This window comes from Citrobacter sp. Cpo032, assembly GCF_030332975.1.
Classification (GTDB): Bacteria; Pseudomonadota; Gammaproteobacteria; order Enterobacterales; family Enterobacteriaceae; genus Citrobacter; species Citrobacter portucalensis.
Map to the genome: position 1 here is coordinate 154335 of NZ_JAOWGU010000045.1, position 24443 is coordinate 178777.

Annotated in this window: 28 protein-coding genes and 1 tRNA gene; 9 read left to right on the forward strand and 20 right to left on the reverse strand. The window is 51.6% G+C overall.

Going from position 1 to position 24443, the window contains the following annotated elements; translation table 11 throughout:
- Positions 1-10 precede the first annotated feature (10 nt).
- Positions 11-1024 carry a tRNA (adenosine(37)-N6)-threonylcarbamoyltransferase complex transferase subunit TsaD gene (gene tsaD, locus OGY33_RS14275; RefSeq protein WP_191238110.1) on the reverse strand — a complete coding sequence of 338 codons (1014 nt, stop codon included), beginning with the start codon at positions 1022-1024 and terminating at the stop codon, positions 11-13.
- A 236-nt stretch (positions 1025-1260) separates the two neighbouring features.
- Here tsaD and rpsU point away from each other — a divergent pair, with 236 nt between their 5' ends.
- From rpsU to rpoD, 3 genes are all read left to right on the forward strand, one after another.
- Positions 1261-1476 (forward strand): 30S ribosomal protein S21, encoded by a 216-nt coding sequence (gene rpsU / locus OGY33_RS14280; RefSeq protein ID WP_001144069.1) that lies wholly within the window; start codon positions 1261-1263, stop codon positions 1474-1476.
- 237 nt (positions 1477-1713) lie between these two features.
- Positions 1714-3459 carry a DNA primase gene (gene dnaG, locus OGY33_RS14285; RefSeq protein WP_003828467.1) on the forward strand — a complete coding sequence of 582 codons (1746 nt, stop codon included), beginning with the start codon at positions 1714-1716 and terminating at the stop codon, positions 3457-3459.
- A 164-nt stretch (positions 3460-3623) separates the two neighbouring features.
- On the forward strand, positions 3624-5471 hold the full coding sequence (gene rpoD, locus OGY33_RS14290) for an RNA polymerase sigma factor RpoD (RefSeq protein ID WP_003024699.1): 1848 nt from the start codon (positions 3624-3626) through the stop codon (positions 5469-5471).
- A 45-nt stretch (positions 5472-5516) separates the two neighbouring features.
- Here rpoD and mug read toward each other — a convergent pair whose 3' ends face one another.
- The gene (mug, locus tag OGY33_RS14295) at positions 5517-6023 is read right to left on the reverse strand and encodes a G/U mismatch-specific DNA glycosylase (RefSeq protein WP_191238109.1); all 507 of its coding nucleotides are present in this window, start codon (positions 6021-6023) and stop codon (positions 5517-5519) included.
- Between the two features lie 125 nt (positions 6024-6148).
- Here mug and OGY33_RS14300 point away from each other — a divergent pair.
- Positions 6149-6224, forward strand: a tRNA-Ile gene (locus tag OGY33_RS14300).
- 176 nt (positions 6225-6400) lie between these two features.
- The gene (locus tag OGY33_RS14305) at positions 6401-6775 is read left to right on the forward strand and encodes a hypothetical protein (RefSeq protein ID WP_086550490.1); all 375 of its coding nucleotides are present in this window, start codon (positions 6401-6403) and stop codon (positions 6773-6775) included.
- Here the strand turns inward: OGY33_RS14305 and OGY33_RS14310 are convergent, their stop codons facing one another.
- From OGY33_RS14310 to OGY33_RS14350, 10 genes are all read right to left on the reverse strand, one after another.
- Positions 6776-7135, reverse strand: a complete 360-nt coding sequence (locus OGY33_RS14310; RefSeq protein ID WP_249221973.1) for a hypothetical protein — start codon at positions 7133-7135, stop codon at positions 6776-6778.
- Positions 7116-7715 (reverse strand): tail assembly protein, encoded by a 600-nt coding sequence (locus OGY33_RS14315; RefSeq protein ID WP_086550492.1) that lies wholly within the window; start codon positions 7713-7715, stop codon positions 7116-7118. The genes OGY33_RS14310 and OGY33_RS14315 overlap by 20 nt, the downstream gene beginning before the upstream one ends.
- Positions 7702-7953 (reverse strand): DUF1441 family protein, encoded by a 252-nt coding sequence (locus OGY33_RS24475; RefSeq protein ID WP_086550493.1) that lies wholly within the window; start codon positions 7951-7953, stop codon positions 7702-7704. The genes OGY33_RS14315 and OGY33_RS24475 overlap by 14 nt, the downstream gene beginning before the upstream one ends.
- 152 nt (positions 7954-8105) lie before the next feature.
- Entirely contained in the window at positions 8106-10019 is a 1914-nt protein-coding gene (locus OGY33_RS14320) for a ClpP-like prohead protease/major capsid protein fusion protein (RefSeq protein WP_181553079.1), read from the reverse strand.
- Positions 10016-10210 (reverse strand): hypothetical protein, encoded by a 195-nt coding sequence (locus OGY33_RS14325; protein WP_086550494.1) that lies wholly within the window; start codon positions 10208-10210, stop codon positions 10016-10018. The genes OGY33_RS14320 and OGY33_RS14325 overlap by 4 nt, the downstream gene beginning before the upstream one ends.
- Positions 10211-10896: 686 nt before the next feature.
- A complete protein-coding gene (locus tag OGY33_RS14330) occupies positions 10897-12696 on the reverse strand; it encodes a DNA primase family protein (RefSeq protein ID WP_191238108.1) in 1800 nt (599 codons plus the stop codon).
- Entirely contained in the window at positions 12693-13061 is a 369-nt protein-coding gene (locus OGY33_RS14335; protein ID WP_024153895.1) for a hypothetical protein, read from the reverse strand. The genes OGY33_RS14330 and OGY33_RS14335 overlap by 4 nt, the downstream gene beginning before the upstream one ends.
- A complete protein-coding gene (locus OGY33_RS14340; protein ID WP_191238107.1) occupies positions 13058-13366 on the reverse strand; it encodes a hypothetical protein in 309 nt (102 codons plus the stop codon). The genes OGY33_RS14335 and OGY33_RS14340 overlap by 4 nt, the downstream gene beginning before the upstream one ends.
- Complete coding sequence (locus OGY33_RS14345) at positions 13359-13550, reverse strand: hypothetical protein (RefSeq protein WP_191238106.1); 192 nt, start codon at positions 13548-13550, stop codon at positions 13359-13361. Before OGY33_RS14345 ends, OGY33_RS14340 begins: the two co-directional genes overlap by 8 nt.
- Positions 13543-13791, reverse strand: a complete 249-nt coding sequence (locus tag OGY33_RS14350; RefSeq protein ID WP_049238603.1) for a host cell division inhibitor Icd-like protein — start codon at positions 13789-13791, stop codon at positions 13543-13545. Before OGY33_RS14350 ends, OGY33_RS14345 begins: the two co-directional genes overlap by 8 nt.
- A gap of 136 nt (positions 13792-13927) precedes the next feature.
- Here OGY33_RS14350 and OGY33_RS14355 point away from each other — a divergent pair, with 136 nt between their 5' ends.
- Positions 13928-14119 carry a toxin-antitoxin system HicB family antitoxin gene (locus OGY33_RS14355; RefSeq protein WP_086550499.1) on the forward strand — a complete coding sequence of 64 codons (192 nt, stop codon included), beginning with the start codon at positions 13928-13930 and terminating at the stop codon, positions 14117-14119.
- Between the two features lie 27 nt (positions 14120-14146).
- Positions 14147-14497 (forward strand): SWIM zinc finger family protein, encoded by a 351-nt coding sequence (locus tag OGY33_RS14360; protein ID WP_086550500.1) that lies wholly within the window; start codon positions 14147-14149, stop codon positions 14495-14497.
- Between the two features lie 107 nt (positions 14498-14604).
- On the opposite strand, the gene OGY33_RS14365 is transcribed toward OGY33_RS14360, so the two are convergent.
- The 8 genes from OGY33_RS14365 to OGY33_RS14400 all read right to left on the reverse strand — a co-directional run bounded on the left by OGY33_RS14365 (position 14605) and on the right by OGY33_RS14400 (position 22422).
- Complete coding sequence (locus tag OGY33_RS14365) at positions 14605-14814, reverse strand: helix-turn-helix domain-containing protein (RefSeq protein WP_032939246.1); 210 nt, start codon at positions 14812-14814, stop codon at positions 14605-14607.
- Between the two features lie 135 nt (positions 14815-14949).
- Positions 14950-15552 carry a hypothetical protein gene (locus tag OGY33_RS14370; RefSeq protein ID WP_003846248.1) on the reverse strand — a complete coding sequence of 201 codons (603 nt, stop codon included), beginning with the start codon at positions 15550-15552 and terminating at the stop codon, positions 14950-14952.
- Positions 15549-16976, reverse strand: a complete 1428-nt coding sequence (locus OGY33_RS14375; protein ID WP_086550501.1) for a tyrosine-type recombinase/integrase — start codon at positions 16974-16976, stop codon at positions 15549-15551. The genes OGY33_RS14370 and OGY33_RS14375 overlap by 4 nt, the downstream gene beginning before the upstream one ends.
- Before the next feature lie 493 nt (positions 16977-17469).
- Positions 17470-17793: a DUF1889 family protein gene (locus tag OGY33_RS14380; RefSeq protein ID WP_001573898.1), complete on the reverse strand. Its 324-nt coding sequence runs from the start codon at positions 17791-17793 to the stop codon at positions 17470-17472.
- A gap of 109 nt (positions 17794-17902) precedes the next feature.
- Positions 17903-19717: a diol dehydratase reactivase subunit alpha gene (locus OGY33_RS14385; protein ID WP_191238105.1), complete on the reverse strand. Its 1815-nt coding sequence runs from the start codon at positions 19715-19717 to the stop codon at positions 17903-17905.
- Positions 19718-19727: 10 nt separating this feature from the next.
- Entirely contained in the window at positions 19728-20156 is a 429-nt protein-coding gene (locus tag OGY33_RS14390; RefSeq protein WP_191238104.1) for a diol dehydratase small subunit, read from the reverse strand.
- Positions 20157-20158: 2 nt separating this feature from the next.
- Positions 20159-20743 (reverse strand): propanediol/glycerol family dehydratase medium subunit, encoded by a 585-nt coding sequence (locus OGY33_RS14395; protein WP_008785852.1) that lies wholly within the window; start codon positions 20741-20743, stop codon positions 20159-20161.
- Between the two features lie 11 nt (positions 20744-20754).
- Positions 20755-22422 (reverse strand): propanediol/glycerol family dehydratase large subunit, encoded by a 1668-nt coding sequence (locus OGY33_RS14400; protein WP_191238103.1) that lies wholly within the window; start codon positions 22420-22422, stop codon positions 20755-20757.
- 392 nt (positions 22423-22814) lie between these two features.
- On the opposite strand from OGY33_RS14400, the gene OGY33_RS14405 reads away from it, so the two are divergent.
- Positions 22815-23243, forward strand: a complete 429-nt coding sequence (locus OGY33_RS14405) for a GlcG/HbpS family heme-binding protein (protein WP_071445936.1) — start codon at positions 22815-22817, stop codon at positions 23241-23243.
- A 22-nt stretch (positions 23244-23265) separates the two neighbouring features.
- Positions 23266-24429, forward strand: coding sequence for a 1,3-propanediol dehydrogenase (dhaT, locus tag OGY33_RS14410; protein WP_003024734.1), 1164 nt, complete (start codon positions 23266-23268; stop codon positions 24427-24429).
- Positions 24430-24443: the final 14 nt, after the last annotated feature.

Below are 24443 nucleotides of genomic sequence, written 5' to 3' on the forward strand. Positions count from 1 at the left end.
GCAAAAAAACTTATGCTGCCGGTAATTCCGCCAGCGGCCAGCGTGGACGCACGGTCACGCCAAGATCCGCCGTTGCACCCGCTTTAAAGCGCACCATGCCCGCGTAGGCGATCATCGCCCCGTTATCGGTACAAAATTCCGGACGCGCGTAAAACACTTCGCCACGACGTTTTTGCATCATCTCAGCCAGCTTTGCGCGCAGCGTACGGTTCGCACTCACGCCCCCCGCCATCACCAGACGTTTAAAACCGGTTTGATCCAGCGCGCGTTTGCACTTGATCATCAGCGTATCAACTACCGCGTCTTCAAACGCACGGGCGATATCAGCGCGGGTCTGATCGTCATTTTCGTTATTACGAATGGTATTCGCAGCGAAGGTTTTCAGGCCGGAGAAGCTGAAATCCAGCCCCGGACGGTCAGTCATCGGACGCGGGAAGACAAAACGTTTTTCAACGCCTTGTGATGCCAGCTTTGACAGCATTGGGCCACCAGGATAATCCAGCCCCAGCAGCTTGGCGGTTTTGTCGAACGCTTCACCGGCAGCATCATCAATCGATTCGCCCAACAATTCATACTCACCGATACCGGTGACGCTGATCAGCTGCGTGTGACCGCCGGAAACCAGCAGCGCGACGAACGGGAACGCAGGGGGATTATCTTCCAGCATTGGCGCCAGCAGATGCCCTTCCATGTGGTGCACAGGAATTGCCGGTACGCCCCAGGCGAACGCCAGCGAACGTCCTACGGTTGCGCCAACCAGCAGCGCACCAACCAGACCAGGACCTGCGGTATACGCCACCGCATCGATCTCTTTTGCCGTCAGTCCCGCTTCTTTCAGCGCGGCCTGGATCAACGGTACGGTTTTACGTACGTGATCGCGCGAGGCCAGTTCAGGCACTACGCCGCCGTAGTCAGCATGTAATTTCACCTGACTATACAATTGGTTGGCTAAAAGACCTTTTTCATCGTCGTAAATGGCGATGCCGGTTTCATCGCAGGATGTTTCAATACCCAGTACACGCATGACTTGTTTTACCTCGCTCTATTACCGCGCAGTGTAGGACCAATGCGGGTTGATGTAAAACTTTGTTCGCCCCAGGAGTTCGGCTCGTGTATACTCCTTGTCCTTATAAAAGTCCCTTTCAAAATCGCGTCGGTGCTTTACAAAGCAGCAGCAATTGCAGTAAAATTCCGCACCATTTTGAAATAAGCTGGCGTTGATGCCAGCGGCAAACCGAATTTATTAAAGGTGAGAGTTACATGCCGGTAATTAAAGTACGTGAAAACGAGCCGTTCGACGTAGCACTGCGTCGCTTCAAGCGTTCATGCGAAAAAGCAGGTGTTCTGGCGGAAGTTCGTCGTCGTGAGTTCTATGAAAAACCGACTACCGAACGTAAGCGCGCTAAAGCTTCTGCTGTGAAACGTCACGCGAAGAAACTGGCTCGCGAAAACGCACGCCGTACTCGTCTGTACTAATCCATTGAGAGCCAAAGCTCTCAATTCAGACTGAGTTGTAGTTGTAAGGCCGTGCTTCCGGAAGGAATGCGCGGCTTATTTTCGTTTATACACGTCATCATTCAAGCTGCCTCAGTGTTGGCTGCAGTCGCTCACCCCAGTCACGTACTGCTGTACGCTCCTGAGGATTCGCTTCCTTGCCGCCTTGATGCATCCTGAATGATTTTGTGTATATGAGTCATCAAAAAACAGGGGCTTATGGCTGGACGAATTCCTCGCGTTTTTATCAATGACCTGCTGGCAAGAACCGACATCGTCGATCTCATCGACGCGCGGGTAAAGCTGAAAAAGCAGGGCAAAAATTATCACGCGTGCTGTCCGTTCCATAACGAAAAAACCCCCTCTTTCACCGTAAACGGTGAAAAACAGTTTTATCACTGCTTTGGGTGTGGCGCGCATGGCAACGCCGTCGACTTTCTCATGAACTACGACAAGCTCGAGTTTGTGGAAACCGTCGAAGAACTGGCCGCAATGCACAACCTTGAAGTGCCCTATGAAGCAGGCAGTGGCCCCAGTCAGATAGAGCGCCATCAACGGCAAAGCCTTTATCAATTGATGGACGGCCTGAACACTTTTTATCAACAGTCTTTGATGCAGCCCGCCGCTACCCCTGCGCGCCAGTACCTGGAAAAGCGAGGATTAAGTAGCGACGTGATCACCCGTTTTGCTATTGGTTTTGCGCCCCCCGGCTGGGACAACGTCCTGAAACGGTTTGGCGGCAATGCTGAGAATCGCAAATCGCTGGTCGATGCGGGGATGTTGGTCACCAACGATCAGGGACGCAGTTACGATCGCTTCCGCGAACGGGTGATGTTCCCCATTCGCGACAAACGTGGTCGGGTCATTGGTTTTGGTGGACGCGTGCTGGGCGATGCCCTGCCGAAATATCTGAACTCCCCGGAAACCGATATTTTCCATAAAGGTCGCCAGCTGTATGGCCTTTATGAAGCCCAGCAGGATAACGCCGATCCACAGCGCCTGTTAGTGGTAGAAGGCTATATGGATGTGGTGGCGCTGGCGCAATACGGCATTAACTACGCCGTTGCATCCCTAGGGACGTCAACTACTGCCGATCACATCCAACTGTTGTTCCGCGCGACGAACAACGTAATTTGCTGTTACGACGGCGACCGAGCAGGACGTGACGCAGCATGGCGCGCGCTGGAAACCGCACTGCCCTATATGACAGACGGACGCCAGCTACGCTTCATGTTTTTACCTGACGGCGAAGACCCCGATACGCTGGTGCGTAAAGAAGGGAAAGAGGCCTTTGAAGCCCGGATGGAGCAGGCGCTGCCGCTCTCCGCGTTTTTATTTAACAGCCTGCTGCCGCAGGTGGATTTGAGTACCCCGGACGGACGCGCACAGCTCAGTACGCTGGCATTACCGCTGATTACTCAGGTACCAGGCGAAACGTTGCGCATTTACCTGCGACAGGAGTTGGGAAACAAGCTCGGCATTCTGGATGACAGCCAGCTTGAACGTTTAATGCCTAAACTGGCAGAAAATGGGGCTTCCCGCCCTGTTCCACAGCTAAAACGTACGACCATGCGTATACTTATAGGGCTGCTGGTACAGAACCCGGGCCTCGCCCCGCTGGTTCCACCGTTAGGCGCACTGGATAGTAATAAGCTGCCTGGACTTGGCTTATTCAGAGAACTGGTCAACACTTGTCTGGCTCAGCCAGGTCTGACCACCGGGCAACTTTTAGAACACTATCGTGGCACAAATGATGCTGCGACCCTTGAAAAACTGTCGATGTGGGACGATATAGCAGATAAAGATATCGCGGAAAAAACCTTCACCGACTCACTCAACCATATGTTTGATTCGATGCTTGAACTGCGCCAGGAAGAGTTGATAGCTCGTGAGCGCACACACGGTTTAAGCAGCGAAGAACGCCGGGAACTCTGGACACTGAACCAGGAACTGGCCAAGAAATAACAGAAAGACAAAAGTATTTAACGGCTTAACTGCCGAATATCGATCGGGAAGCCCCCGACAGCCGCACGGAGAGGCAGCGGCAAAATATAAGTATGCCCTCGTTTTGCCGTTGGCGGTTTTACCGCCCAACACCAATCAAACGAATTAAGTGTGGATACCGTCTTATGGAGCAAAACCCGCAGTCACAGCTGAAGCTTCTTGTCCAACGTGGTAAGGAGCAAGGCTATCTGACCTATGCCGAGGTCAATGACCATCTGCCGGAAGATATCGTCGATTCAGATCAAATCGAAGACATCATCCAAATGATCAATGACATGGGTATTCAGGTGATGGAAGAAGCACCTGATGCCGATGATCTGCTGCTTGCTGAAACCTCCAACAGCACCGATGAAGACGCGGAAGAAGCGGCTGCTCAGGTTCTGTCCAGCGTTGAGTCCGAAATCGGTCGTACGACTGACCCGGTCCGCATGTACATGCGTGAAATGGGTACCGTTGAACTGTTAACCCGCGAAGGCGAAATCGACATCGCTAAACGCATCGAAGACGGGATTAACCAGGTTCAATGCTCCGTTGCCGAATACCCGGAAGCTATCACCTACCTGCTTGAGCAGTACGATCGCGTAGAAGCTGAAGAAGCACGTCTTTCCGATCTGATCACTGGCTTTGTCGATCCAAATGCGGAAGAAGACATGGCGCCAACGGCGACCCACGTCGGTTCTGAACTCTCTCAGGAAGAGATGGATGACGATGAAGATGAAGATGAAGAAGATGGCGACGACGACAGCAGCGATGATGACAACAGCATCGACCCTGAGTTAGCGCGTGAAAAATTCGGTGAACTGCGTACTCAGTACGAAATCACTCGCGACACCATCAAAGCGAAAGGCCGCAGCCATGCTGCCGCGCAGGAAGAAATTCAGAAGCTGTCCGAAGTGTTCAAACAGTTCCGCCTGGTGCCGAAGCAGTTCGACTACCTGGTAAACAGCATGCGCGTCATGATGGACCGCGTGCGTACTCAGGAACGTCTGATCATGAAGCTCTGCGTCGAGCAGTGCAAAATGCCGAAGAAAAACTTCATCACCCTGTTTACTGGCAATGAAACCAGTGAAACCTGGTTCAACGCGGCAATCGCGATGAACAAACCGTGGTCTGAAAAACTGCACGACGTGGCAGATGACGTTCACCGCGGCCTGCAGAAACTGCAGCAGATTGAAGAAGAAACCGGCCTGACCATCGAGCAGGTTAAAGATATCAACCGTCGCATGTCCATCGGTGAAGCGAAAGCACGCCGTGCGAAAAAAGAGATGGTTGAAGCGAACTTACGTCTGGTTATCTCTATCGCTAAAAAATACACCAACCGTGGCCTGCAGTTCCTGGATCTGATTCAGGAAGGTAACATCGGTCTGATGAAAGCGGTTGATAAGTTTGAATACCGTCGTGGTTACAAGTTCTCCACCTATGCAACCTGGTGGATCCGTCAGGCGATCACCCGTTCGATCGCGGATCAGGCGCGTACCATCCGTATCCCGGTACATATGATTGAGACTATCAACAAGCTCAACCGTATCTCCCGTCAGATGCTGCAAGAGATGGGCCGCGAGCCGACGCCAGAAGAACTGGCTGAGCGCATGCTGATGCCGGAAGACAAGATCCGTAAAGTGCTGAAAATTGCTAAAGAACCTATCTCCATGGAAACGCCGATCGGCGACGATGAAGATTCGCATCTGGGTGATTTCATCGAGGATACCACCCTCGAGCTGCCGCTGGACTCTGCTACCACCGAGAGCCTGCGTGCCGCAACGCACGACGTTCTGGCTGGCCTGACCGCCCGTGAAGCGAAAGTTCTGCGTATGCGTTTCGGCATCGATATGAACACCGACCACACGCTGGAAGAAGTGGGTAAACAGTTCGACGTTACCCGCGAACGTATCCGTCAGATCGAAGCGAAGGCGCTGCGTAAACTGCGCCACCCGAGCCGCTCTGAAGTACTGCGTAGCTTCCTCGACGATTAATCTCGCCGCATAAGCATAAACGCCACCGCAAGGTGGCGTTTTTCTTTATAGTCCCCGCCTGAGCAAGGCATCATTCACTTCCCGATACGCCTCCACCAATTTATCCAGCGTGATCCGGCTTAACCCGCTGGGATTCGGCAATACCCATATTTGCGTCGCGCCAATGGTCAGCGTCTGTTTTCCCCACTGCGCCCCACGCTGGCTAAACCCCTGCTCAAATGCCTGTTTCCCAAGGATAGCGAGCGTGGCTGGCTGATACTCTTCTATTTTTTCAATAAGCAGACGACCGCCGCTACGCATCTCTTGTAGCTTCACTTCATTGGCTTGTACCGTTGGTCTGTCGACAAACTTAGTCACGCCGCAGCGAAAGTCCAGCAGGTGCTGTGCCTCTTCAGGTTTAAGCTGGCGATCGGTGAATCCCGCCTGATGGATAACCTTCCAGAAGCGATTAGCGGGGTGCGCAAAGGGGAATCCTGTACCTGCGGAAGAAAGCCCCGGATTGATGCCGCAAAACACCACCCGCAGCTCCGGTGCCAGTATGTCCTTAACCATAATTACTCCGAACAATACATCAGAGGAACCAGTATAACGGACTGAAAATACATTGTTTATAAAAACAGCATCCGTACGCTTATGTCTGGATTGCAACGCGGAGTTACTTTATAATCCACCGCCACGGCCCCTTAGCTCAGTGGTTAGAGCAGGCGACTCATAATCGCTTGGTCGTTGGTTCAAACCCAACAGGGGCCACCAAAAAATCAAGGGCTTACGAGAAATCGTAGGCCCTTAGTCTTTTCTAGGATACCTATAGGATACCGTAGAGAGGTATCAGTAAGTATTTCACACCCCGTATCAAGAGCGCAGCATATCAATATTTGGGCGTTTTTTGTTGTAGGATAGATGTATCCCACAATAAGGAATCACTCATAATGCGCATGACAACCCGAAAAAAAGAGATCCTCAGCTTCTTCGAGCCAGAACACCGTAAGTGGATAACCAGTGAAGTTGGCGCACCTCCTCTTGATGTTTCCGGTGTTTCTTACCTCCTGCACGGTACAAGCAGCTTTGATAAAAACTACCAGCAGGAATCAACCCGCAGAACGCTTGAAGCGATGGTAAAAGACGGGCTACTGGAAAAGGTCATCAGCTACGAGAGACGCCAGGATACGACGCAGAGCGGAGATGGAAAAGGCGTGTGGTGCAACTGCTCACGCTATGGGTTGCCTGGTCAGTGCAACGTAGTTCGGGATGATGGCGATGACAGGCGCCCCCATATCGAGGGCGAAAGCATCAGAATTGATTAATCAGTTCAGGGAGCAAGACGGGGGAGGAAAAGCGGCCAGATTTTTCGCTATCACGCCTCTCATGTGTTCAGCCCATGCGGCTAAAATTGCCATATCTGTTCCTGGCCATTTAGTAAGGTAGGCAATCAGCACATCATCCGTCAGCTTATCCTGCTGATCCCAGTCAACAATGAACTGCCGGAAAAGACCATATCCCTTCTCTGGATCTGTGTTTTTCCAGAACTCTACAGCCACGTCAAATGCCGGAACCGTGAATGTTATCTCCACCGGAAATGGCTCATTTTCTGTCGATATCATCACTTCACTGGTGAACTGCTCTCCCTCAGGCCACAGGCGCATATCACATTTTGTCTTCGACATAGATCCCCGCTGAAATGATAGCACCACCGATACGTCGCTTACCGTAGGCCAGCGGTACAGGATATCCCTGAGAGGTTGTATTAGTAACGGCACCAAAAGCATAGGATGCCCTGTTATCTGCATCCTGTTTACTTGCTAATCCGGCTGGTTGCGGAGATAACATCTGAGCAACACCGCCTAACGCCATAGCTGCACCGACCTTATACCCAAACGCTGAAAATGGGTTACCTGGTGCGAAATAACTCCCGACAGCTGAAGCCGCAATGATGACCGCACCTAGTATCGTCTGGAAGAGACCTGCCTTCTTACTACCGATAATTACAGGGACTATACGAATTTCCCGGCCGCAGTTAGGGAATGCCAGGTCATCCTCTCCAACATTCTTTTCACCTACAAAAATAGCAAACGTCAACCCGCGAGCTTTACTGGTATTCATAAACTTCTGGAATCCAGGAATGGTGGCTGATAATGCTCTAAATGCTTCACGTGTTGGCCCTATAACCCTCTGGTGCTCCCTTCCAAATAATTTAGCCAGCGATCCGCTCAGTTTAATATTTGTCATTACTTCAGTGGTCTGCATTCTGGCTTCCCCCGGTGGAATAGATTGCCGATAAGGCTGATTTAAGGTCGTAAAGTTTTCTCTTACAGCTGCTGCCTGGTGCGGGCGGGATACCTTGCAGGCGCTTTGATACCGTCTGCCGGTGCATCCCAGTCGCACCAGCCAGTTCAGTAATCGTTAACCGTATTTGTTTCATCATTACCCCCAAAGATGATGAACAAAAAACGCACAATCCATCATCTTTCCTGTTTCTCATCATTTTCACGCATTTAAAATCAAACAGTTAGCACATGATGATGATGACTATAGAATTCAAAAACGAGCCGTTTCCCGCGATGCCTCCGCCCCGTGGCAGGTCGCCCCACCCGGAGGACCCACGAGAAATGGGCAGCCGTGGCCGCCCCTCTGCTCTTATGCCCCACTCGATTTGACCAGCCCGCGGTAGTCCAGCGCAGCCACGCCTGCATCGATGCGCACCTTCCAGGCGATACCATCAACGGTGAAGCCCTCCTGCTGCTCAAGATATGGCGTATCCATCCCGTCAAGATAAGCCACCTCGATAGTGTCTGTGCCCTGTGCCGCTGCAACATACCACTGCTTGTTGTCCGCCTTATCCAGTCGCGGCTCAACCACCACCTGAGCCATATCCTTCACCACGTTGATAATGCCTGGGTTCTGGTTCAGCGTGCCGTCCTGGTCTACCGGGAACAGCGAGGAAGATGAGAGCACCGCGCGATTGGCAGCCCCTTCCAGAGCCGCAGGAACGAGGATATAGGCAGGGATGACATTGATCGGGTCGCCGTTCGCATCCTCCTGCAGGCGCATAGCCTTACGGGCTTCATTGAGTCCGTCGGTATCCATCCCTTTAGCAATGAGGTTTTTATGGTCAGCGTGGAACAGCGCTTTGCCATCGGTGAACTTACTGTTCGCTGTCAGGTTGAGGTAGACCAGATTACCTACGGTACGCGCCGCTGCGCGGCCCATTGCCTGGGGAATGGTCGTTAACTGGTTCAAATCGTCATTGATGACGGCCTGGCGGGTAATGGAGAAGATATTGCCGTACGTCGCCAGAGCGATAGGTACGCCACTATCACTGGTTGTGACATATTTATACTCAGCACCTTCCGGCACCTTATCCAGCTCAGAGAAGCCATTCAGCCCAACGCGCTTGGCTTCATGGAAGTTGGAGAGCGAGCCAGTTTTAGTCCACTGCTGGAATGTTTCACCGCTGTTCTGCCAGCCGGTCAGCACCGACTTTTCAGCGCCACCAGCCAGGATATGCGAGAAATCGCTGCTGCTGTGCGTAAATGCCATATTCACAATCTGCGAACGGTTGCCAAAAGCACTAACGCTGATACCGCGATCCACCAGCGAAGCCTGAGCCATATCAAACAGGCTCATCATGGCGTAAGGGTTTCCCCGTTCGGCGCGTTCGTGACCCAGACGGGAATAAAGCCCCTGGCGGATAGCATCGCCGGTAATGTTGCCGTTACCTGCGTAAATGTGTGCATCAGCGGTTTTGTTCGACGGGGTGGCATTTTTGCCCAGTGAGGCCAGCAACATGTCTTTCGCTTTTTCCGGCGTGCAATCCACATCCTCCAGGCACTGCATCTTCAGTGAATCATGCTTACCGCCGAACATAGCAAACAGGTCTTTAATCCCGTTGATGCGATTCTGTTCCGGTACCGCGCTGCCGGTGGAGCCTTTCGGGGTGGTGATCATCCCTTTAATATCTTTTGGCATATGCTCAAAATCCTCAATTCGTTTCGATTCAATACAGGCCATCGCGCTGACTGCCGGTAACAGCTCATCGGCGAAGCCCTGAGCCACACATTCACGCCCATCCATCCAGGTCTCACTCTCCAGCATGGCCCCCAGCACTTCGGCTGATTTACCCGTTTTGCGGGCGTAAGCCGGGATCAGGACGCTTTCCACCTTATCCAGCAGCTCGGCATAGTCGCGCATGTCGTTGGCGTTACCGCCTGAAATGCCCCACGGCTTGTGGATCATCATGAGTGCGTTTTCCGGCATAACGATACGGTCACCGGCCATCGCAATGACTGACGCCATAGAGGCGGCCAGACCATCGATATGGACTGTGACTTTTGCCGGGTGCTTATTCAGAAGGTTGTAGATAGCGATACCGTCGAACACGTCGCCACCGGGTGAGTGGATGTGAAGGCTGATATGGGAAATATCGCCCAGGGCTTTCAGATCCTCAGAGAACTGCTGGGCAGTGATACCCCAGCCGCCGATCTCCTCGTAAATACTGATATTGGCGCTGGATGCATCGCTGGCCGCTTTGATGGTGTACCAGGATGTCATACCCATGCCCCCAGTGTCTGGAAGTGCCAATAGTTCACACTACTACGCACAATCTGGCCTTTAGTGGGCACCGGCATCTCCGGGTGGTTCTTACGAATGAATGCCTGGTACTCCTCGATCTTCTTCATAGTTTCAGCATCGATATGAACCGTACTGCCTTTATCGCGCTGCTTATTGTTTCGTTCTGCCATCTTTTCACCCTTATCGTCGTTGATGGTACATGCGCAATCATTGATCAATAAAAGTGGTAAGTAAACTAATTTTAATCATAAAAAGTGGTAAATGATTTTATGAGAGAACTTATAACCGAAGTGAAAATCAGGAAGGTGTATACAGCTGGAGGCCTTGCTGTGTGGGCTGTCAGGCATGTTTTATAGAGGTTTTGTATACAAATTATGCATGGATAGCGTATACCCCCTCAAGCCAGCGCTGGCGCGGCTTTGGTCGCAGCACTGTATAGTGCGTAAGGTGTGATGATAATTGTGATGATTTATTCAGCAGATGTTAACCAACCGCTGTATCTTCGACTGGTCGGTTAGATGCCGGAGTTTGTTAACTGCCTAAGTACCTTAGGAGAGGCAAACACTATGCCGGTGAATGGGCCGAACTAAAAAAATAAAAAATATATGTTTAAGTGTTCACCTGTTCACCTTTATGGATTTCTTAATTAAATTCATTTAGTTACATGGTGAATACCATTCTTTCAGGTATTCACTAGTGTTCACCCTACCCTTCACCCTTTAGGGCAATAAATAATCAAAAGGTGAACAGGTGAATACTTGGTGAATACTTAATAAATAAGTGTTCACCCCTTAACGCTCTGTTATTAATCGGATTTTTAACAGGGTGAATACTGGTGAACACTTTATCTATAACTTTACTCTACCCCTTCCTTCTCAGTAGTAGCTGCACATGATGGCATCCAGTCGCCAGAGTCATCGTGCAGGGTTACGTTAGAACGTATGCCATGTTTGGTTTTCCGCTTCTGGTACTCCTTCCCATACTCAGCCATTGCGCCTGGCATATCAGTGCCGAACCGCATCAGTGATACAGGCTTATTCAGGCCATTAGCTCGCATATATGCCAGGTAAGCGTGATACAGATATTTGCGCGGGCTGAATGGCACTATCTCGGCATTACCGATAAACATCCCATCGCACACCACGGACGCCATCAGGTAGCCGCAGAAGTCCACCAGCGAATCGCCTTCACGTTTAATCGCCAGCGCTTCCTCTGACTTCTGCTGTTCGTGCAGTAAACGCCGGGCATCGTCCTGATCCGCAAAACGCGTCAGCAGATGGCGAATCACCACAGCCAGCTCCCCCTCTATCTTCTCGGCCAGTAGGGTGTCTCGTTCGTTTTCTGGCACCACTTCGGTGAAGTTGAATATCACCCGCCGCCGCGAGATACCGCCGCTGCGGTCGCTGAACGTCATGGCGTTGTTATTCACGGCCAGCACTACAGCCTGTATCCGGGTCGAATACGGCGCTTTGTGTTTTGGGTCGATAGATACCTTATCACCGCCGGTAATGGCCTTTATTCCGGCACCGTCGCCAGCGTAGCGAGTCATATCCGGCATGATGATCAGCGAGTAGCCGACCACCAGCGCCCTGTCCCTGGCATCCTCCAGAGCCCTCATGCTGGCCGACACTGTATTGGCCTTGCCCGCCAGCATGGTGCAGATTTCCGCCATCACGCTCTTACCGCTACCACCCGGCCCTGTAACCTCCAGGAATAACTGCCAGTCGTACCGGTTCGCCAGCACCATAAACAGCGCAGCCAGTACACGATCTGTCTTACGGTCATTGTTGGCCACAGAACGACGAAGCCATTTCCAGAAGTTCGGCGCATGACTGGCCAGCGTTTCCCCTTCGGCTGGTGGGCTGAAAGGCAGCTCACTGGCGATAAGCAGCCAGTCAGTTTTGCTGTGCGGACGGAATTGCCCCGTTCGGGTATCAAATACCCCATTGCTAAACCCAACCAGGTTTCGGGCCGTCACGCCCATCACCGGCAGGCTCAGTTTCATGGTTTCCACCGCTGATTTAATGGCGTTCTGCGAATAGGCCACCTCAGCATCGATATAAATCTGTGCCATTTCACGCTGCAGCTCTTTATCTGGCAACGGGTTCCACACTACGCCGTTATAGTGGTGCACCGTGTCCGAGTCGGCATGGATTGCCAGATCTCCGTCATAATGAGCCAGTAACACTTCTCCGCGCTGGCTGGCCCCCATCTGATTCAACGCCGGTGCTACTCCACTATGGGCTGGTTCGCGTTTCGTTACCGGGAGATCGACAACAACACTATCCGCCCTGATCCTCTCCAGATAATCATGCCAGTCCTCTGGCTGGCGATCCGGAATGCCCTTATACAATTTGGCATCCTGCACTCCGGCCCGCGCCAGCTTCTCACCAATGACGTTAATCAGTATCGGCTCAATGTTTCCGGCCAGATACACACGGGCACTACGGCGCCCTTTATCGATAATTTGCAGGTTATCCAGCTCTGCCAGTTGCTTTGGCCCCAGATAGATAGGCGGCGTTGTGTCTTCGGCAATTTGCTTACCCAGCCCCTCTTCCCATCCCTTAGCGTGGGCGTAGGCATCAGCACCGGCAAAAATAACCGCCTCTGTAAATTTTTCCTTTGGCAGATGTTTCAGGTTAGGCGCATTTTTCATTCTGGGATCCCCCCGCTCATCTGAAATTTACCTATCAGCGGGTGATACCAGTACGCCGATCCGTATTTACGTTTTGCACTACGCAGCACCAGCCGTGCCGCCTCCCTGAATTTCTCATCAGGAGCAACGAACCCGCCTGACTTTAGCCGTACCAGCATTACCCCCGTATTTTTCGCCAGTTCTTCGGCCTTCTTGGTTGAAATGCCAAACTCCGCCGCCAGCGTAGTAACCGGACTCATACCCGGGGGGATTTCACCCCCCTGGCTATCTGTGAGTGATTTGATCTGCAGCTCGAGGTTCAGTACCTTTTCCACCAGCAAATCGAGGCGCTTTTCCAGATCGTTAAATTTTACGTTACTGATCATTTGAACACCCCCTGACGTTGCCTGAGCACGAAATTGGCCGTGCAACTGTTCTGCTCCAGAGCCTCAGCTAACCGGGGAAGATTTCGCAGCGTGTCACCCAACAACATCATGTCGCGGCGTGCGTTTTCGTTGCTGTATTCCTCACTCAGCGATGCCTCAAGCATCAGGTTTCCAATCAGAGTAAGGGTATTGCTGACAGCGCGTGCTGCCTCGCCACAGACGTCAGAAACCTCAGATAAATCATCATCAGAATGTCTTCTGAAATCTGGCGCTTTCTTTACAAGATGATGGTAGATATCACACATTCTTCACCCCCGGTAAATCCACCTGCTGACGCAAGTCACGGCAACGCTGGAGAGCTATATCAATCAACTCAACGGCGATATCGCTCTCATCGTCTTTACTCCAGTTCATTTCCAGCGCCGCAGCTAACAGGACTTCCAGAGAGCAAAATTTATCGCCCATATCGAGCATGCTCAGATTAGGCATGGCGCACCTCCAGCCCTGACACGGTTAATTCGAAAGCACCGTTGCGGTACTGGTACAAAGAACATTCAGAGCGAATCTTCGCGGCGAACGTCAGATCCCAACGGGGATACCATGCTCGGGCTTCTTCTTCCGTGTCAGCGGTGGTACGGATAACTACGGGTGTGCAGGTCTGTCCCTTCGGTATACCGAGGAAAAGCCATGTAAATTTAGGGTGAGTTTGGGTATGCTGTAATTCAGCCATGATCGTTACCTCAACTAACGGTTTGGTTAGACGCCCTGGTTGTGGTTGCAAGCACTTCCGGGGCGTTGTCTTTTTAGGTATACAAGTGTTAGTGTATAGACCTAATGCAATTGATACTATTTCAACGGGTCTATACATGTCAACTATCAAGAGAGATAAAAGCCCTAAGGGATCCGGAAAGTCTCCCATGTTCAATGTCAGAGTAATTCCAGAATTTAAAGAACAACTCGAAGCTGCAGCCGAACGAGATGGGGTGAGTCTTGGAAACTGGATGAAGGAATTAGCTCGCGCAGAGTTACGGCGGCAAGGTATCGAACCAAAAGGTTGATCCAACACCACAACATGGAGCGTCAAAATGAAATACGAATTTTTGGCTACCAGCAGTAGCGGTATGGATTTATACGTGGTGACCGTTTCCGACGATACGGGAAAACTGGAAATTAGATGCAATTGCGCTGCCGGGCAGAGTGATGTTTTATGCCGACACCGAATTGCTCTCATAACTAACAAACCACGTGGAGTATATGCCCCGAAACGGAATAATAGCGATGATATAAGGGCTGCAATACGACTGCTCTCAACATACGGAGTGGATAGAAGATACGCTGAACTCCAAGCTATGTATGAGAACTTAGAGCAGCAATGGCTGACCGTACGTTCGCAAATAAAAACCGAGATGAATGCTCTCGTTTCACCAAAAGGATGATTTTGACCACCAGCGACTAGCCTGGTATGCTGACCATGTTCTTTGTTTTCGGTACTACACTGGCGGCCCAGCATGGCCGCCTTTGTTTTATCCAGCATACATCCCCCTCAAGCTGTCTGAGTACGGCGAGTTGATGCCAAATAACCATCAAGATCAGAACGCATATAGATAACTTTGCGGCCAACCTTGTGATGTGGAATACCTACTTTTCCTGTATGCGCCCAATTAGCTAACGTCTGGGTGTTAACGCCAAGATAGGCAGCAGCCTCAGCTCGAGTTAAACGGTCAAAATAGATAGGGGAAGTAACTAGCTTCATAAATACCACCATGCATTTTTGGTTAACAGTGGTGATACTTTATTATTGCTATAAATACTTGAGGAGAAAGCTAAACCAGAAATAGGAATCTATATCTGGTTGCCCGCTGTGGATTCTAGATTGGGGGTGGGAAAACTAGATTCCATCCCCCTTTGTTAATACCAATTTAAAATTCCTATTCTTAGGCTTAACATCTGGGTTTAGACCAGAATCCTTCAGCCATGTTTTAACTGTGTCGGAAACAGGCACATCATTCCATTTAGATCGCAGGTGTGTATAGATTTCCTCAGACACCCCAGCCAAGCTGGCATTGGGATACTTTTTCCATGTTTCTCCGGCAATACTGAGAACCTCAGAGTGATGCCTATTAGTTTTTCCTTTTTTAGCCTTACTCTTTTCTGCTCGTAATGCTATATCAACATATTTTTCGGTGGATTCTGTAAGGGTGCTAATTATTGACATAACGACAAGCATTCTTTTTGACATATTTTTGCATCCAACAGCTTCAAAAAGCATAAACGCATTATGTAATGCTAAAATCGAACCAACAAAACTTTCCCCACACTCAGCATCATTTTCCGCCACCATTTCTATTAGTTCTTTAATTCCTTCTGGTGATTCATTTCTAATTTTATGAGCAAGGGCACTATACATATCTCTATCAACAAAAGATTTCTCCTCCGTAATAATAGTTAACTGCTCACGTAATTCCTGAAGATATTTGGCATCATCTATCATTTTAATCCACCAGTAGTTTTATCTTTGTTGAGCATATCAAAAATCATTTGGCGTTTTTCAGCGTCACTCAATCCGTTCAATACATGGAGAAGCTGAGAATCAAGAGATTTTTTATCTTGTATCATTCCAGCGTGTTCAAGTATTGCTCGCTCTATTCTTGTAGCTGGTTCCATCAGCTCATCGGCGCTGAAATGCAGATAGCCCTGTGTCACGTCTGCGCTTCTCATTGTTCTATGGTTTAGCAGACGTTTCAGGATGTAGTTACCAACGCCCACCAGCTCTGCGACCGTACCGAATGTACGGCGGCCATCATGCCACTTGAAAGGAATTGGCTTTATCATATCTGGATTAGGATCAGGAACCGTGGCCGCGCTGATACGGTCGATAATATGGCGATATTCTTTTATCTCGCCATGTACGCCGGGGAACACAAAAACCTCATCTCCAGCCTTCATTTTAAGGCGCCGGCGGAACAACTCGAGCAGAGTTTCAGTTATTGGCAGCTCTAGCGGATCGCCATTCTTCGTGGTATCGATCCAGAAGTAACGAGCACCTAAATTCACTCGATCCCACGTTAATCCCAAGATTTCAGATTTACGCAGCCCGGTGAAAATATCCATTTCTACAGCATCACAAACAGCCGCAGCGATATCATCCCGCCCCTCTTCCGCTTTACTCCTGACGGCGACCAGCGCATTGAACCAGCGAGCAAGCTCATTGGTACGGATGCGATCAGTTTTCCTGACCGTTCCATGCCACTGTCGTTTTGTACTCAGTACCTGAGTTGGGGGATCCGGCAGAAGAGTTTTTCCCTCTTCATCACGGTAATGGTCATGAGCAAAACGGTATATAGCCCGCAGAACACGAGCCCATAAATCAGCCTGGGCCTTACTGCCTGAGCCAACTCCAGCGCGGAGCGTGGATTTATCAGCACCGAACCACACAACGCCATCCGTAACAGCCTTATGCCGCTGCTCAACACGTTCACGGGAAATTGAGCTAATAGGCTGCTTCATCCAGTCGCCGGAGAAATTAGCCAGGATAGAACGATACTGTTTGGCTGAATCATCGCTCAGACGATGAGCGCGGCTTTTGATGTATGTCTCCAGCGCGTCATGAAGCGTTACCGCAGCCTTTTCGTTGATACGCTTTACTTCGTTCGGGTTCTTACCTGTCGTCGCAACACCGCCCAGCAGCTCAAGAGCTTTTGCCCTTGCATTATCAATGGTGAGGTCCGGGAATCGCCCAAGAGTGGCGCGGATAAATTTGCCGTTCCGCTTACGTGATATACAGAAGCTTTTCACGCCACTGATACCGACACGGATGCGCAGGCCATTAACAATGGCGTCGCCGTACTCAACCTGACCACGCTCGGCCGGTGGCAAGCTTTCGAGCTTAGCTTTCGTAAATTTGAATGTTTCCACAAACACCCCATACCAAGCGATCCGGGTATCCTGCATATCGCTTGTTTTGCTCTAGGATACCTATAGGATACCGTAAAGGAGTATTTTAGAGTATTTCTGGTTATTTATACAGTAATCACAAAACACATAACCAATTGAAAATTATATATAAGTATTTTTAGGTAAGAAGTTGCATTCTAACTCATAATCGCTTGGTCGCTGGTTCAAGTCCAGCAGGGGCCACCAAATTTCAAGGACTTGCGAGAAATCGCAGGTCCTTTTTTTATGGGTATTCCGTAGAAATTGGTATGTAGCAAAAAAGAGTTTGCCCTGGAAAAATCAATACTTGCTTGCATTAATATGTTGAATGAGTACACGGAAGAAAATGGCTGGCGGGGACTAAAGCTATTTACGCGATACACCTGTTCGGAAAACAGCATGTTAATGGCAACCCCATCTGGACGCCGCCATCCTGGGATGGAAACGTCCGTTAGAGTTTAATTCGATAGTCAGCTCACACTAGCTCTTTGAGCTGCTCCTGCATATAGGTTGAAAAATACTCTGGGTTCTTGATAAGGATGCGGTTACCGGAGGCGACTTTTTCTGCCCATCCGGCCACTTTTTTCGTGAACTCGGGATTCCATCCCTCTTGCTCACCCCGTGCCATCACAACTTCCGGACTCGCTGGCACACCTAAGTCATGCAAATACTTTAAGATTCCCTTAGCCGTACTTTCATCCATTGAATGTGGTACTGACGCCGAAGTGTTCATACCACCAATAAAATCCAATGCTTTCTCAATTGCTGTTGGCATGCTCTTATCCTTAAAATTAACCACGTGAGAGACACATTTATACTATGTACCCAACTCCGCCGGGATATCAAAGAGAACATCGCCTTTATTTGACTTACCCCGCAGCTAAACGCTTGCGCGGCTGTTTTCTGCGCTATTTTTTTGCTTCTCCGGCTAAAACCAGTCCGGTAGCCACCGCATTACGCGGCCCTTCGGTACCTCGAATATTGCCCTGCCCGGCGACAACGCCGTAATGCGCCAGCGCATCGGTGATCATCTGCGGGATTTCGAAATCCAGCGAAGAACCGCCTACCAGCACCACGAACGTCATATCGCGAATAGAGCCACCGGGTGACACCTGGCGTAACGCGCGCAGGCAGTTGGTCACAAAAACCTTCTCTTTAGCCTGTCGGCGCACCAGACGGATTTTTTCCAGCGAGGTCTGGTTATCGACCGGGATCAGCTCGCCCTCTTTCAGATACACCACTTTGGCAAATACTGACGGGCTGAGCGGTTCACGAAAAAACTCCACCGCGCCGTTCTCGTGGCGAATGCTGAACAGGCTCTCCACTTTTGCCAGCGGGTATTTTTTTATTTCCTCCGCCAGAAATGCATCGCTTAAGCCCAGCTCAGTTTGAATCAACAGGCTGACCATATTCCCCGCGCCGGCCAGATGTACCGCTTTCACTACGCCGTCACTATTGATGACGGCGGCATCGGTAGATCCTGCGCCTAAGTCGAGGATCGCCAGCGGTGCGGCGCATCCGGGCGTAGTTAACGCCCCCGCCACGGCCATGTTGGCCTCTACGCCGCCCACCTCAACCAGAGTGTTTAACCGGGCGCTCAGCTCACTGGCGATGGCCTGCATTTGTAAACGATCGGCTTTCACCATCGCCGCAATGCCCACGGCGTTCTCCATTGAACACTCTCCGGCGATGCCGCCCTGCACCTTGCGCGGAATAAATGTATCGACCGCCAATAGATCCTGAATATGCACCGTGTTCATGTCATGGCCGGTCAGCGAGGCCATCACCTTACGCACCCGCTCCAGCATGCCGCCTGCGTGCGTGCCTGCTTCACCACGAATATCACACACGGGCGCGCAGGCGCTCATCGCCTGCATAATGGCCTGCGCGCCTTGCGCTACGTCGGCTTCACCGCCACGCTTTTCACCACGGATAAAGATCTTACCCGCCGGGATCACTCTTGATCGCACATCGCCCTGCGGGGTTTTCAGCACCACGGCGGAACGGTTGCCAATCAGCGCTCTGGCGATAGGGACGATAGTTTGCGTTTCCTCAGGGGTCAGGGCAAAGAAGGTCGCGATACCGTAAGGATTCGACAACACCCGCACTACCTGTCCCGGGGCCGCCACTTCCACCGCCGCCAGCACGCCTTCAGGCACCTTCTCCAGCAGAGTGACTTCATCAACCACCGGTATTGGCCGGTGCAGGCGATTATTCACCAGCACGCCATCATCTTTTTTCAGGATGGCCGCCACCACGTTGACGCCGCGATCCAGCGCTTCATTGATAAACCAAACCGCCTCAAGGAAATCCATCTCCTCACCCACCAACGGTATCCAGCCCTGGGCAAATCGATCCTCGCTCAACGCCGCCAACTTCTCCACGGCGATGGTAGTTCCCATGCCCACGCCAACGCCGCCGGGCGTTTGCGGGTTATGGCCAATCATCGTTGATTCGGTAATGATGGTTTCAGTGATGGTTTCCATCGCCACATCGCCAATCACCGGCGCGGCCTCGTTGATGCAGATTTTTGCCACATCCTGCAGCGACCACGGCGTTTTATCCAGCGCCTGCTGCAGGGACGCGACTACCCCGGCGATATTTTCCCGCGTGCCTTTCATCCCGGTCGTGGCGACAATCCCGCTGGCGATAAACCGGCCATCCTGCGCCAACGCCACTTCGGTGGTGGCGTTGCCGATATCGATCCCTGCAATTAACGGCATGCTGCCTCCGTCACTGACTGCCTTTACGCAGCTTATTTCTCTGCTGGTATACCTCTGCCGATTCGCGGACAAACCCGGCGTTCACCCTGGCGTGCCAGGTGTGCTCCAGTTCATCGGCAATGGCCTGCAACTCGGCGAACGAAGAACGAAACGGCCGTAGCGCGTTGTAGATCTCCAGAATGCGGGCATCCGGGATCGCAATCAGTTCTGCCGCACGACGAAAATTGCGCGCCACGGCATGACGCTGCATCTGCTCGGCAATCTGCGCCTGGTACTCCAGCGTTTGCTGAGAAATGCGCACATCCTGCGGTCCTACGTGGCCCGCCAGCACATTCTCAAGGGTAATGTCGGTTAGCGGCTTGCCGCCAGGCGTCTGGATTTTCTCCGGGCAGCGGGTGGCTAATGGGTAATCCTGCGCGGTCATGGTGTTGTCGTTCATGGTCATTCCCTTACCAGTGCAATATGCAACGTGACAGGCGCAGCATCCTGCACCACGTGTTTGGTTTCTTTGATATGAAACAGCGCGGCCTTGGCCATAAATTTAGGGCGCACCATCTGGTCATTGACCACTGGCACCGGCGAAGGCGACTCTTTGCGTGCATATCGCGCGGCGTTTTTACCAATCTGACGATAGGTTTCCAGCGTCAGCAGCGGAGCCTGAGAAAACAGTTCCAGGTTACTTAGCGGCAGCAGATCGCGCTGATGAATCACCGTGGTTCCTTTCGACTGGATACCAATCCCAATGCCTGAGCCGCTGAGATTTGCCGCATCCCATGCCATAAAAGAAACATCCGAGGTGCGCAGGATCCTCACTACTCGCGCATGCAGTCCCTCTTCTTCGATGCCAGCAACCAGCTCTTTCAAAATCGCGTTGTGCGGCATATCAATCAAGGTTTTATGCTGATACTTATCAAAGGCCGGGCCGACGCCAATCACCACCTCATCCACGCGCTCATCCGCGTTAGCCGCCTCGCCTTCGCTCACCTGTAAGGTGAAAACCGGCTTACGTTCAGTTGTGCATTCCACTGTGTACCGCCTTATTCGATCGAGCCGGGCTGAACCACGCCCGCAATATTTTTAATTTCCGCCCAGCGTTCGGCACTGATGCGATAGCCGGTACCAGGTCCCTGATAATCATTGATGTCGTTGACGGCGCTGACGACGTCGAACTGGCGATCCAGAATGGCCGACGTTTGCAGGTAATCACCGGTAACACGCTGTCTCAGCATGTTGAGGATATTGCTGGCGATATCTTCGAAGCCGCTGCAACTCAACGCGCTGACGATATCCAGCCCGGTGATATTGCGCTTCATCATCTCTTCCACGGCAGCCAGATCTTCCACCACATTGCGCGCGGGCATATCTTTGCTGCCGTGAGCATATGTAGCAGCTTCGACTTCTTCATCGCTAATCAGCGGCAGGCCAAGTTCGCGGAACACCGCCTGAATGGCGCGTGCGGCCTTATTGCGAATGGCGATGGTTTCCTCTTCCGTGACCGGACGCAGACCGCCGTCAACCATCAGATCGCGTTGCAGAATGTTGTAATCATCGAAATCTTCAGCGTCGAAGTTCGACCCGGCAAACATGTTGTCGTAGTTGGGTACCGCGCTGTAACCGGAGAAAATAAAGTCGGTACCCGGCAGCATCTGCATCAGGGTACGGGCAGTACGGCGAATATCGGAGTGGGAAAAGGTCTGGTCATTGGCGGAGGCCACTTCAAGGTCGAGCATTGAGGCAATCAGGTTTTCCGCCAGCACCGCGCGGATCCCTGACGGCACAGCGCCGGTCATGCCGATACAGCTGACCGCACCGTTTTGCAGCCCCTGTACGCCCGCGCCTTTAGTGATAAAAATGCAGCGTGACTCCAGATAAAGCATCGATTTACTTTCGGAATAGCCCATCAGCGCCTCCGAGCCGGTGCCGGAGGTGTAGCGCATCTTCAGGCCACGCGACGCATAGGCCGAGGCGAGAAACGCTTTGGACCACGGCGTATCATCGCCGTCGGTAAACACCGATTCTGTACCGTATACCGATACCGTTTCGGCGTAGCTGGTTAACCCGCGCATCCCCAGCTCCAGCTCCGTGGCCTCTTCAACGGAACATTGCGTCAGCACACCGGGGCGACCGCACTGGGAACCCACCAGCAGCGCCAGGGCGTTAAACGGCGCGTAGCGGGCGATCCCGACCGTCGTTTCCTGCTCGGAAAAGCCGCGGATCCCCGCTTCAGCAGCGTCGGCGGCAATCTGTACCGGGTTATCTTTCAGGTTAGTCACGTGGCACTGGTTGGAGGGAGTGCGTCTGGCGCGCATTTTTTGTAGCGCCATCATCATCTCCACCACGTTCATTTGCGCCATCACTTCCACCGCTTTCGCCGGGGTGATGGCAGTGGTAATGGCAATAATCTCTTCCCGACTGACGTGGATATCCACCAGCATTCTGGCGATTTCCAGCGCGTCGAGCTGCATGGCGCGCTCAGCTTCGGCCACGTTAATGGCATAATCGGCAATGAAACGGTCGATCATGTCGAACTCGGCGCGGCTCTTACCGTCCAGCTCAACAATACGACCATTTTCCACCTTCACCGACGACGTCGGATCGTAAGGGCTTTCCATGGCGATCAGCCCCTCTTCAGGCCATTCGCCAATCAGCCCATCCTGATTTACAGGCCGCTTCGCAAGCACTTCGAATCGTTTTGATCTTCTCATGATTTATTGACTCAAAAGGTAAAAAATAGGGACGCCGGGCCGCATTACCGGGGACACCACACCCGGCATTCGCCTTTCATCAGCAATGGCCGAACTCTAAATGAGCCAAGCAATAAAAAAATAAAATTAATTTCGTTCCAATTTGGCACCTAATAAAAACGCATCGTTTCATATTGAAACGCAACTCAGGAATATCCATCGTGAATTGTGACGAGGTTAAATGATCATTATCAATAAACGCAAAATCAGGAAGATGAATTTAATCTTTATGAAAAATCCACCCTATTGACTTAATAACGTGCGGCGAGAAAATAAGGTAAAGCCAATGATAAAAATAGCTGTTGCGCGATATGTTTCGTGACCTCAGCCCTACAACATTTTCAGGAGAGACTGTGAATAAGAGCCAACAAATTGCCACCATTACGCTGGCGGCTGCAAAAAAAATGGCGCAGGCCGTTGAGGCTAAAGCGCTTGAGATCAATGTTCCGGTGGTCTTTTCCGTGGTGGATCACGGCGGGAATACGCTGCTAATGCAACGCATGGACGATGCGTTTGTCACCAGCTGTGATATCTCTCTTAATAAAGCGTATACCGCCTGCTGCCTGCGTCAGGGTACCCATGAAATTACCGACGCGGTACAACCTGGCGCTTCGCTATATGGTTTGCAGCTTACTAACCAACAGCGCATTGTTATTTTCGGCGGCGGCTTACCTGTCATATTAAACGGTAAATTAATTGGTGCCGTTGGCGTTAGCGGCGGCACTGTCGAACAAGACAGATTATTAGCAGAAGCCGCACTGAATTGTTTCTCTGAATTATAATTTAAATCTAAGAAGGTATATTATGAGCTATCGTATGTTTGATTACCTGGTGCCAAATGTGAACTTCTTTGGCCCCAATGCTATTTCCGTTGTCGGCGAACGCTGCAAACTGTTAGGCGGTAAAAAAGCGCTGCTGGTTACTGATAAAGGTCTGCGGGCTATTAAAGACGGTGCGGTAGATAAAACCCTCGCCCATTTACGTGAAGCGGGCATTGACGTGGTGGTTTTTGACGGCGTTGAGCCAAATCCCAAAGACACCAACGTGCGCGATGGTCTGGAGGTCTTTCGCAAAGAGCATTGCGATATCATCGTTACCGTTGGCGGCGGTAGCCCGCATGACTGCGGTAAAGGCATCGGTATCGCGGCAACTCACGAAGGCGATCTCTACAGCTATGCTGGGATTGAAACCCTGACCAACCCGCTGCCGCCTATCGTTGCGGTGAATACCACTGCCGGTACCGCCAGCGAAGTCACCCGCCACTGCGTGCTGACCAATACCAAAACCAAAGTGAAGTTTGTGATTGTCAGCTGGCGCAACCTGCCGTCGGTCTCCATTAACGATCCGCTGCTGATGCTCGGCAAACCCGCTCCGCTGACCGCCGCGACTGGTATGGACGCCCTGACCCACGCCGTAGAAGCCTATATTTCTAAAGATGCCAATCCGGTCACCGACGCCGCCGCTATTCAGGCTATTCGCCTGATCGCACGCAACTTGCGTCAGGCCGTAGCGCTGGGCAGCAACCTGAAAGCTCGCGAGAACATGGCCTACGCCTCTCTGTTGGCGGGTATGGCTTTCAACAACGCCAACCTCGGCTACGTTCACGCAATGGCGCATCAGCTTGGCGGTCTGTACGACATGCCACACGGCGTGGCGAATGCCGTTCTGCTCCCGCACGTGGCGCGCTATAACCTGATCGCTAACCCGGAGAAATTTGCCGATATCGCAGAATTTATGGGCGAAAACACTGACGGACTTTCCACCATGGATGCCGCCGAACTGGCCATTCACGCCATTGCCCGCCTCTCCGCTGACATCGGCATTCCGCAGCATTTGCGCGATCTGGGCGTTAAAGAAGCCGATTTCCCGTATATGGCGGAAATGGCGCTGAAAGACGGCAATGCCTTCTCCAACCCGCGTAAAGGGAACGAGAAAGAAATTGCCGAGATCTTCCGTCAGGCATTCTGATAAATAAGGGGGCG

Bases quoted from the DNA above. Each gene is read 5' to 3' on its own strand.
- OGY33_RS14340 (WP_191238107.1), bottom strand. From the start codon at position 13,366: ATGTGTGATATCTACCATCATCTTGTAAAGAAAGCGCCAGATTTCAGA.
- OGY33_RS14400 (WP_191238103.1), bottom strand. From the start codon at position 22,422: ATGAGAAGATCAAAACGATTCGAAGTGCTTGCGAAGCGGCCTGTAAAT.
- OGY33_RS14335 (WP_024153895.1), bottom strand. From the start codon at position 13,061: ATGATCAGTAACGTAAAATTTAACGATCTGGAAAAGCGCCTCGATTTG.
- OGY33_RS14325 (WP_086550494.1), bottom strand. From the start codon at position 10,210: ATGGCAGAACGAAACAATAAGCAGCGCGATAAAGGCAGTACGGTTCAT.
- OGY33_RS14350 (WP_049238603.1), bottom strand. From the start codon at position 13,791: ATGGCTGAATTACAGCATACCCAAACTCACCCTAAATTTACATGGCTT.
- OGY33_RS14310 (WP_249221973.1), bottom strand. From the start codon at position 7,135: ATGTCGAAGACAAAATGTGATATGCGCCTGTGGCCTGAGGGAGAGCAG.
- rpsU (WP_001144069.1), top strand. From the start codon at position 1,261: ATGCCGGTAATTAAAGTACGTGAAAACGAGCCGTTCGACGTAGCACTG.
- OGY33_RS14385 (WP_191238105.1), bottom strand. From the start codon at position 19,717: ATGCCGTTAATTGCAGGGATCGATATCGGCAACGCCACCACCGAAGTG.
- OGY33_RS24475 (WP_086550493.1), bottom strand. From the start codon at position 7,953: ATGATGAGAAACAGGAAAGATGATGGATTGTGCGTTTTTTGTTCATCA.
- tsaD (WP_191238110.1), bottom strand. From the start codon at position 1,024: ATGCGTGTACTGGGTATTGAAACATCCTGCGATGAAACCGGCATCGCC.
- OGY33_RS14360 (WP_086550500.1), top strand. From the start codon at position 14,147: ATGAAATACGAATTTTTGGCTACCAGCAGTAGCGGTATGGATTTATAC.
- dhaT (WP_003024734.1), top strand. From the start codon at position 23,266: ATGAGCTATCGTATGTTTGATTACCTGGTGCCAAATGTGAACTTCTTT.
- rpoD (WP_003024699.1), top strand. From the start codon at position 3,624: ATGGAGCAAAACCCGCAGTCACAGCTGAAGCTTCTTGTCCAACGTGGT.
- mug (WP_191238109.1), bottom strand. From the start codon at position 6,023: ATGGTTAAGGACATACTGGCACCGGAGCTGCGGGTGGTGTTTTGCGGC.
- OGY33_RS14390 (WP_191238104.1), bottom strand. From the start codon at position 20,156: ATGAACGACAACACCATGACCGCGCAGGATTACCCATTAGCCACCCGC.
- OGY33_RS14370 (WP_003846248.1), bottom strand. From the start codon at position 15,552: ATGATAGATGATGCCAAATATCTTCAGGAATTACGTGAGCAGTTAACT.
- OGY33_RS14355 (WP_086550499.1), top strand. From the start codon at position 13,928: ATGTCAACTATCAAGAGAGATAAAAGCCCTAAGGGATCCGGAAAGTCT.
- OGY33_RS14315 (WP_086550492.1), bottom strand. From the start codon at position 7,715: ATGCAGACCACTGAAGTAATGACAAATATTAAACTGAGCGGATCGCTG.
- OGY33_RS14305 (WP_086550490.1), top strand. From the start codon at position 6,401: ATGCGCATGACAACCCGAAAAAAAGAGATCCTCAGCTTCTTCGAGCCA.
- OGY33_RS14345 (WP_191238106.1), bottom strand. From the start codon at position 13,550: ATGCCTAATCTGAGCATGCTCGATATGGGCGATAAATTTTGCTCTCTG.
- OGY33_RS14365 (WP_032939246.1), bottom strand. From the start codon at position 14,814: ATGAAGCTAGTTACTTCCCCTATCTATTTTGACCGTTTAACTCGAGCT.
- dnaG (WP_003828467.1), top strand. From the start codon at position 1,714: ATGGCTGGACGAATTCCTCGCGTTTTTATCAATGACCTGCTGGCAAGA.
- OGY33_RS14330 (WP_191238108.1), bottom strand. From the start codon at position 12,696: ATGAAAAATGCGCCTAACCTGAAACATCTGCCAAAGGAAAAATTTACA.
- OGY33_RS14320 (WP_181553079.1), bottom strand. From the start codon at position 10,019: ATGACATCCTGGTACACCATCAAAGCGGCCAGCGATGCATCCAGCGCC.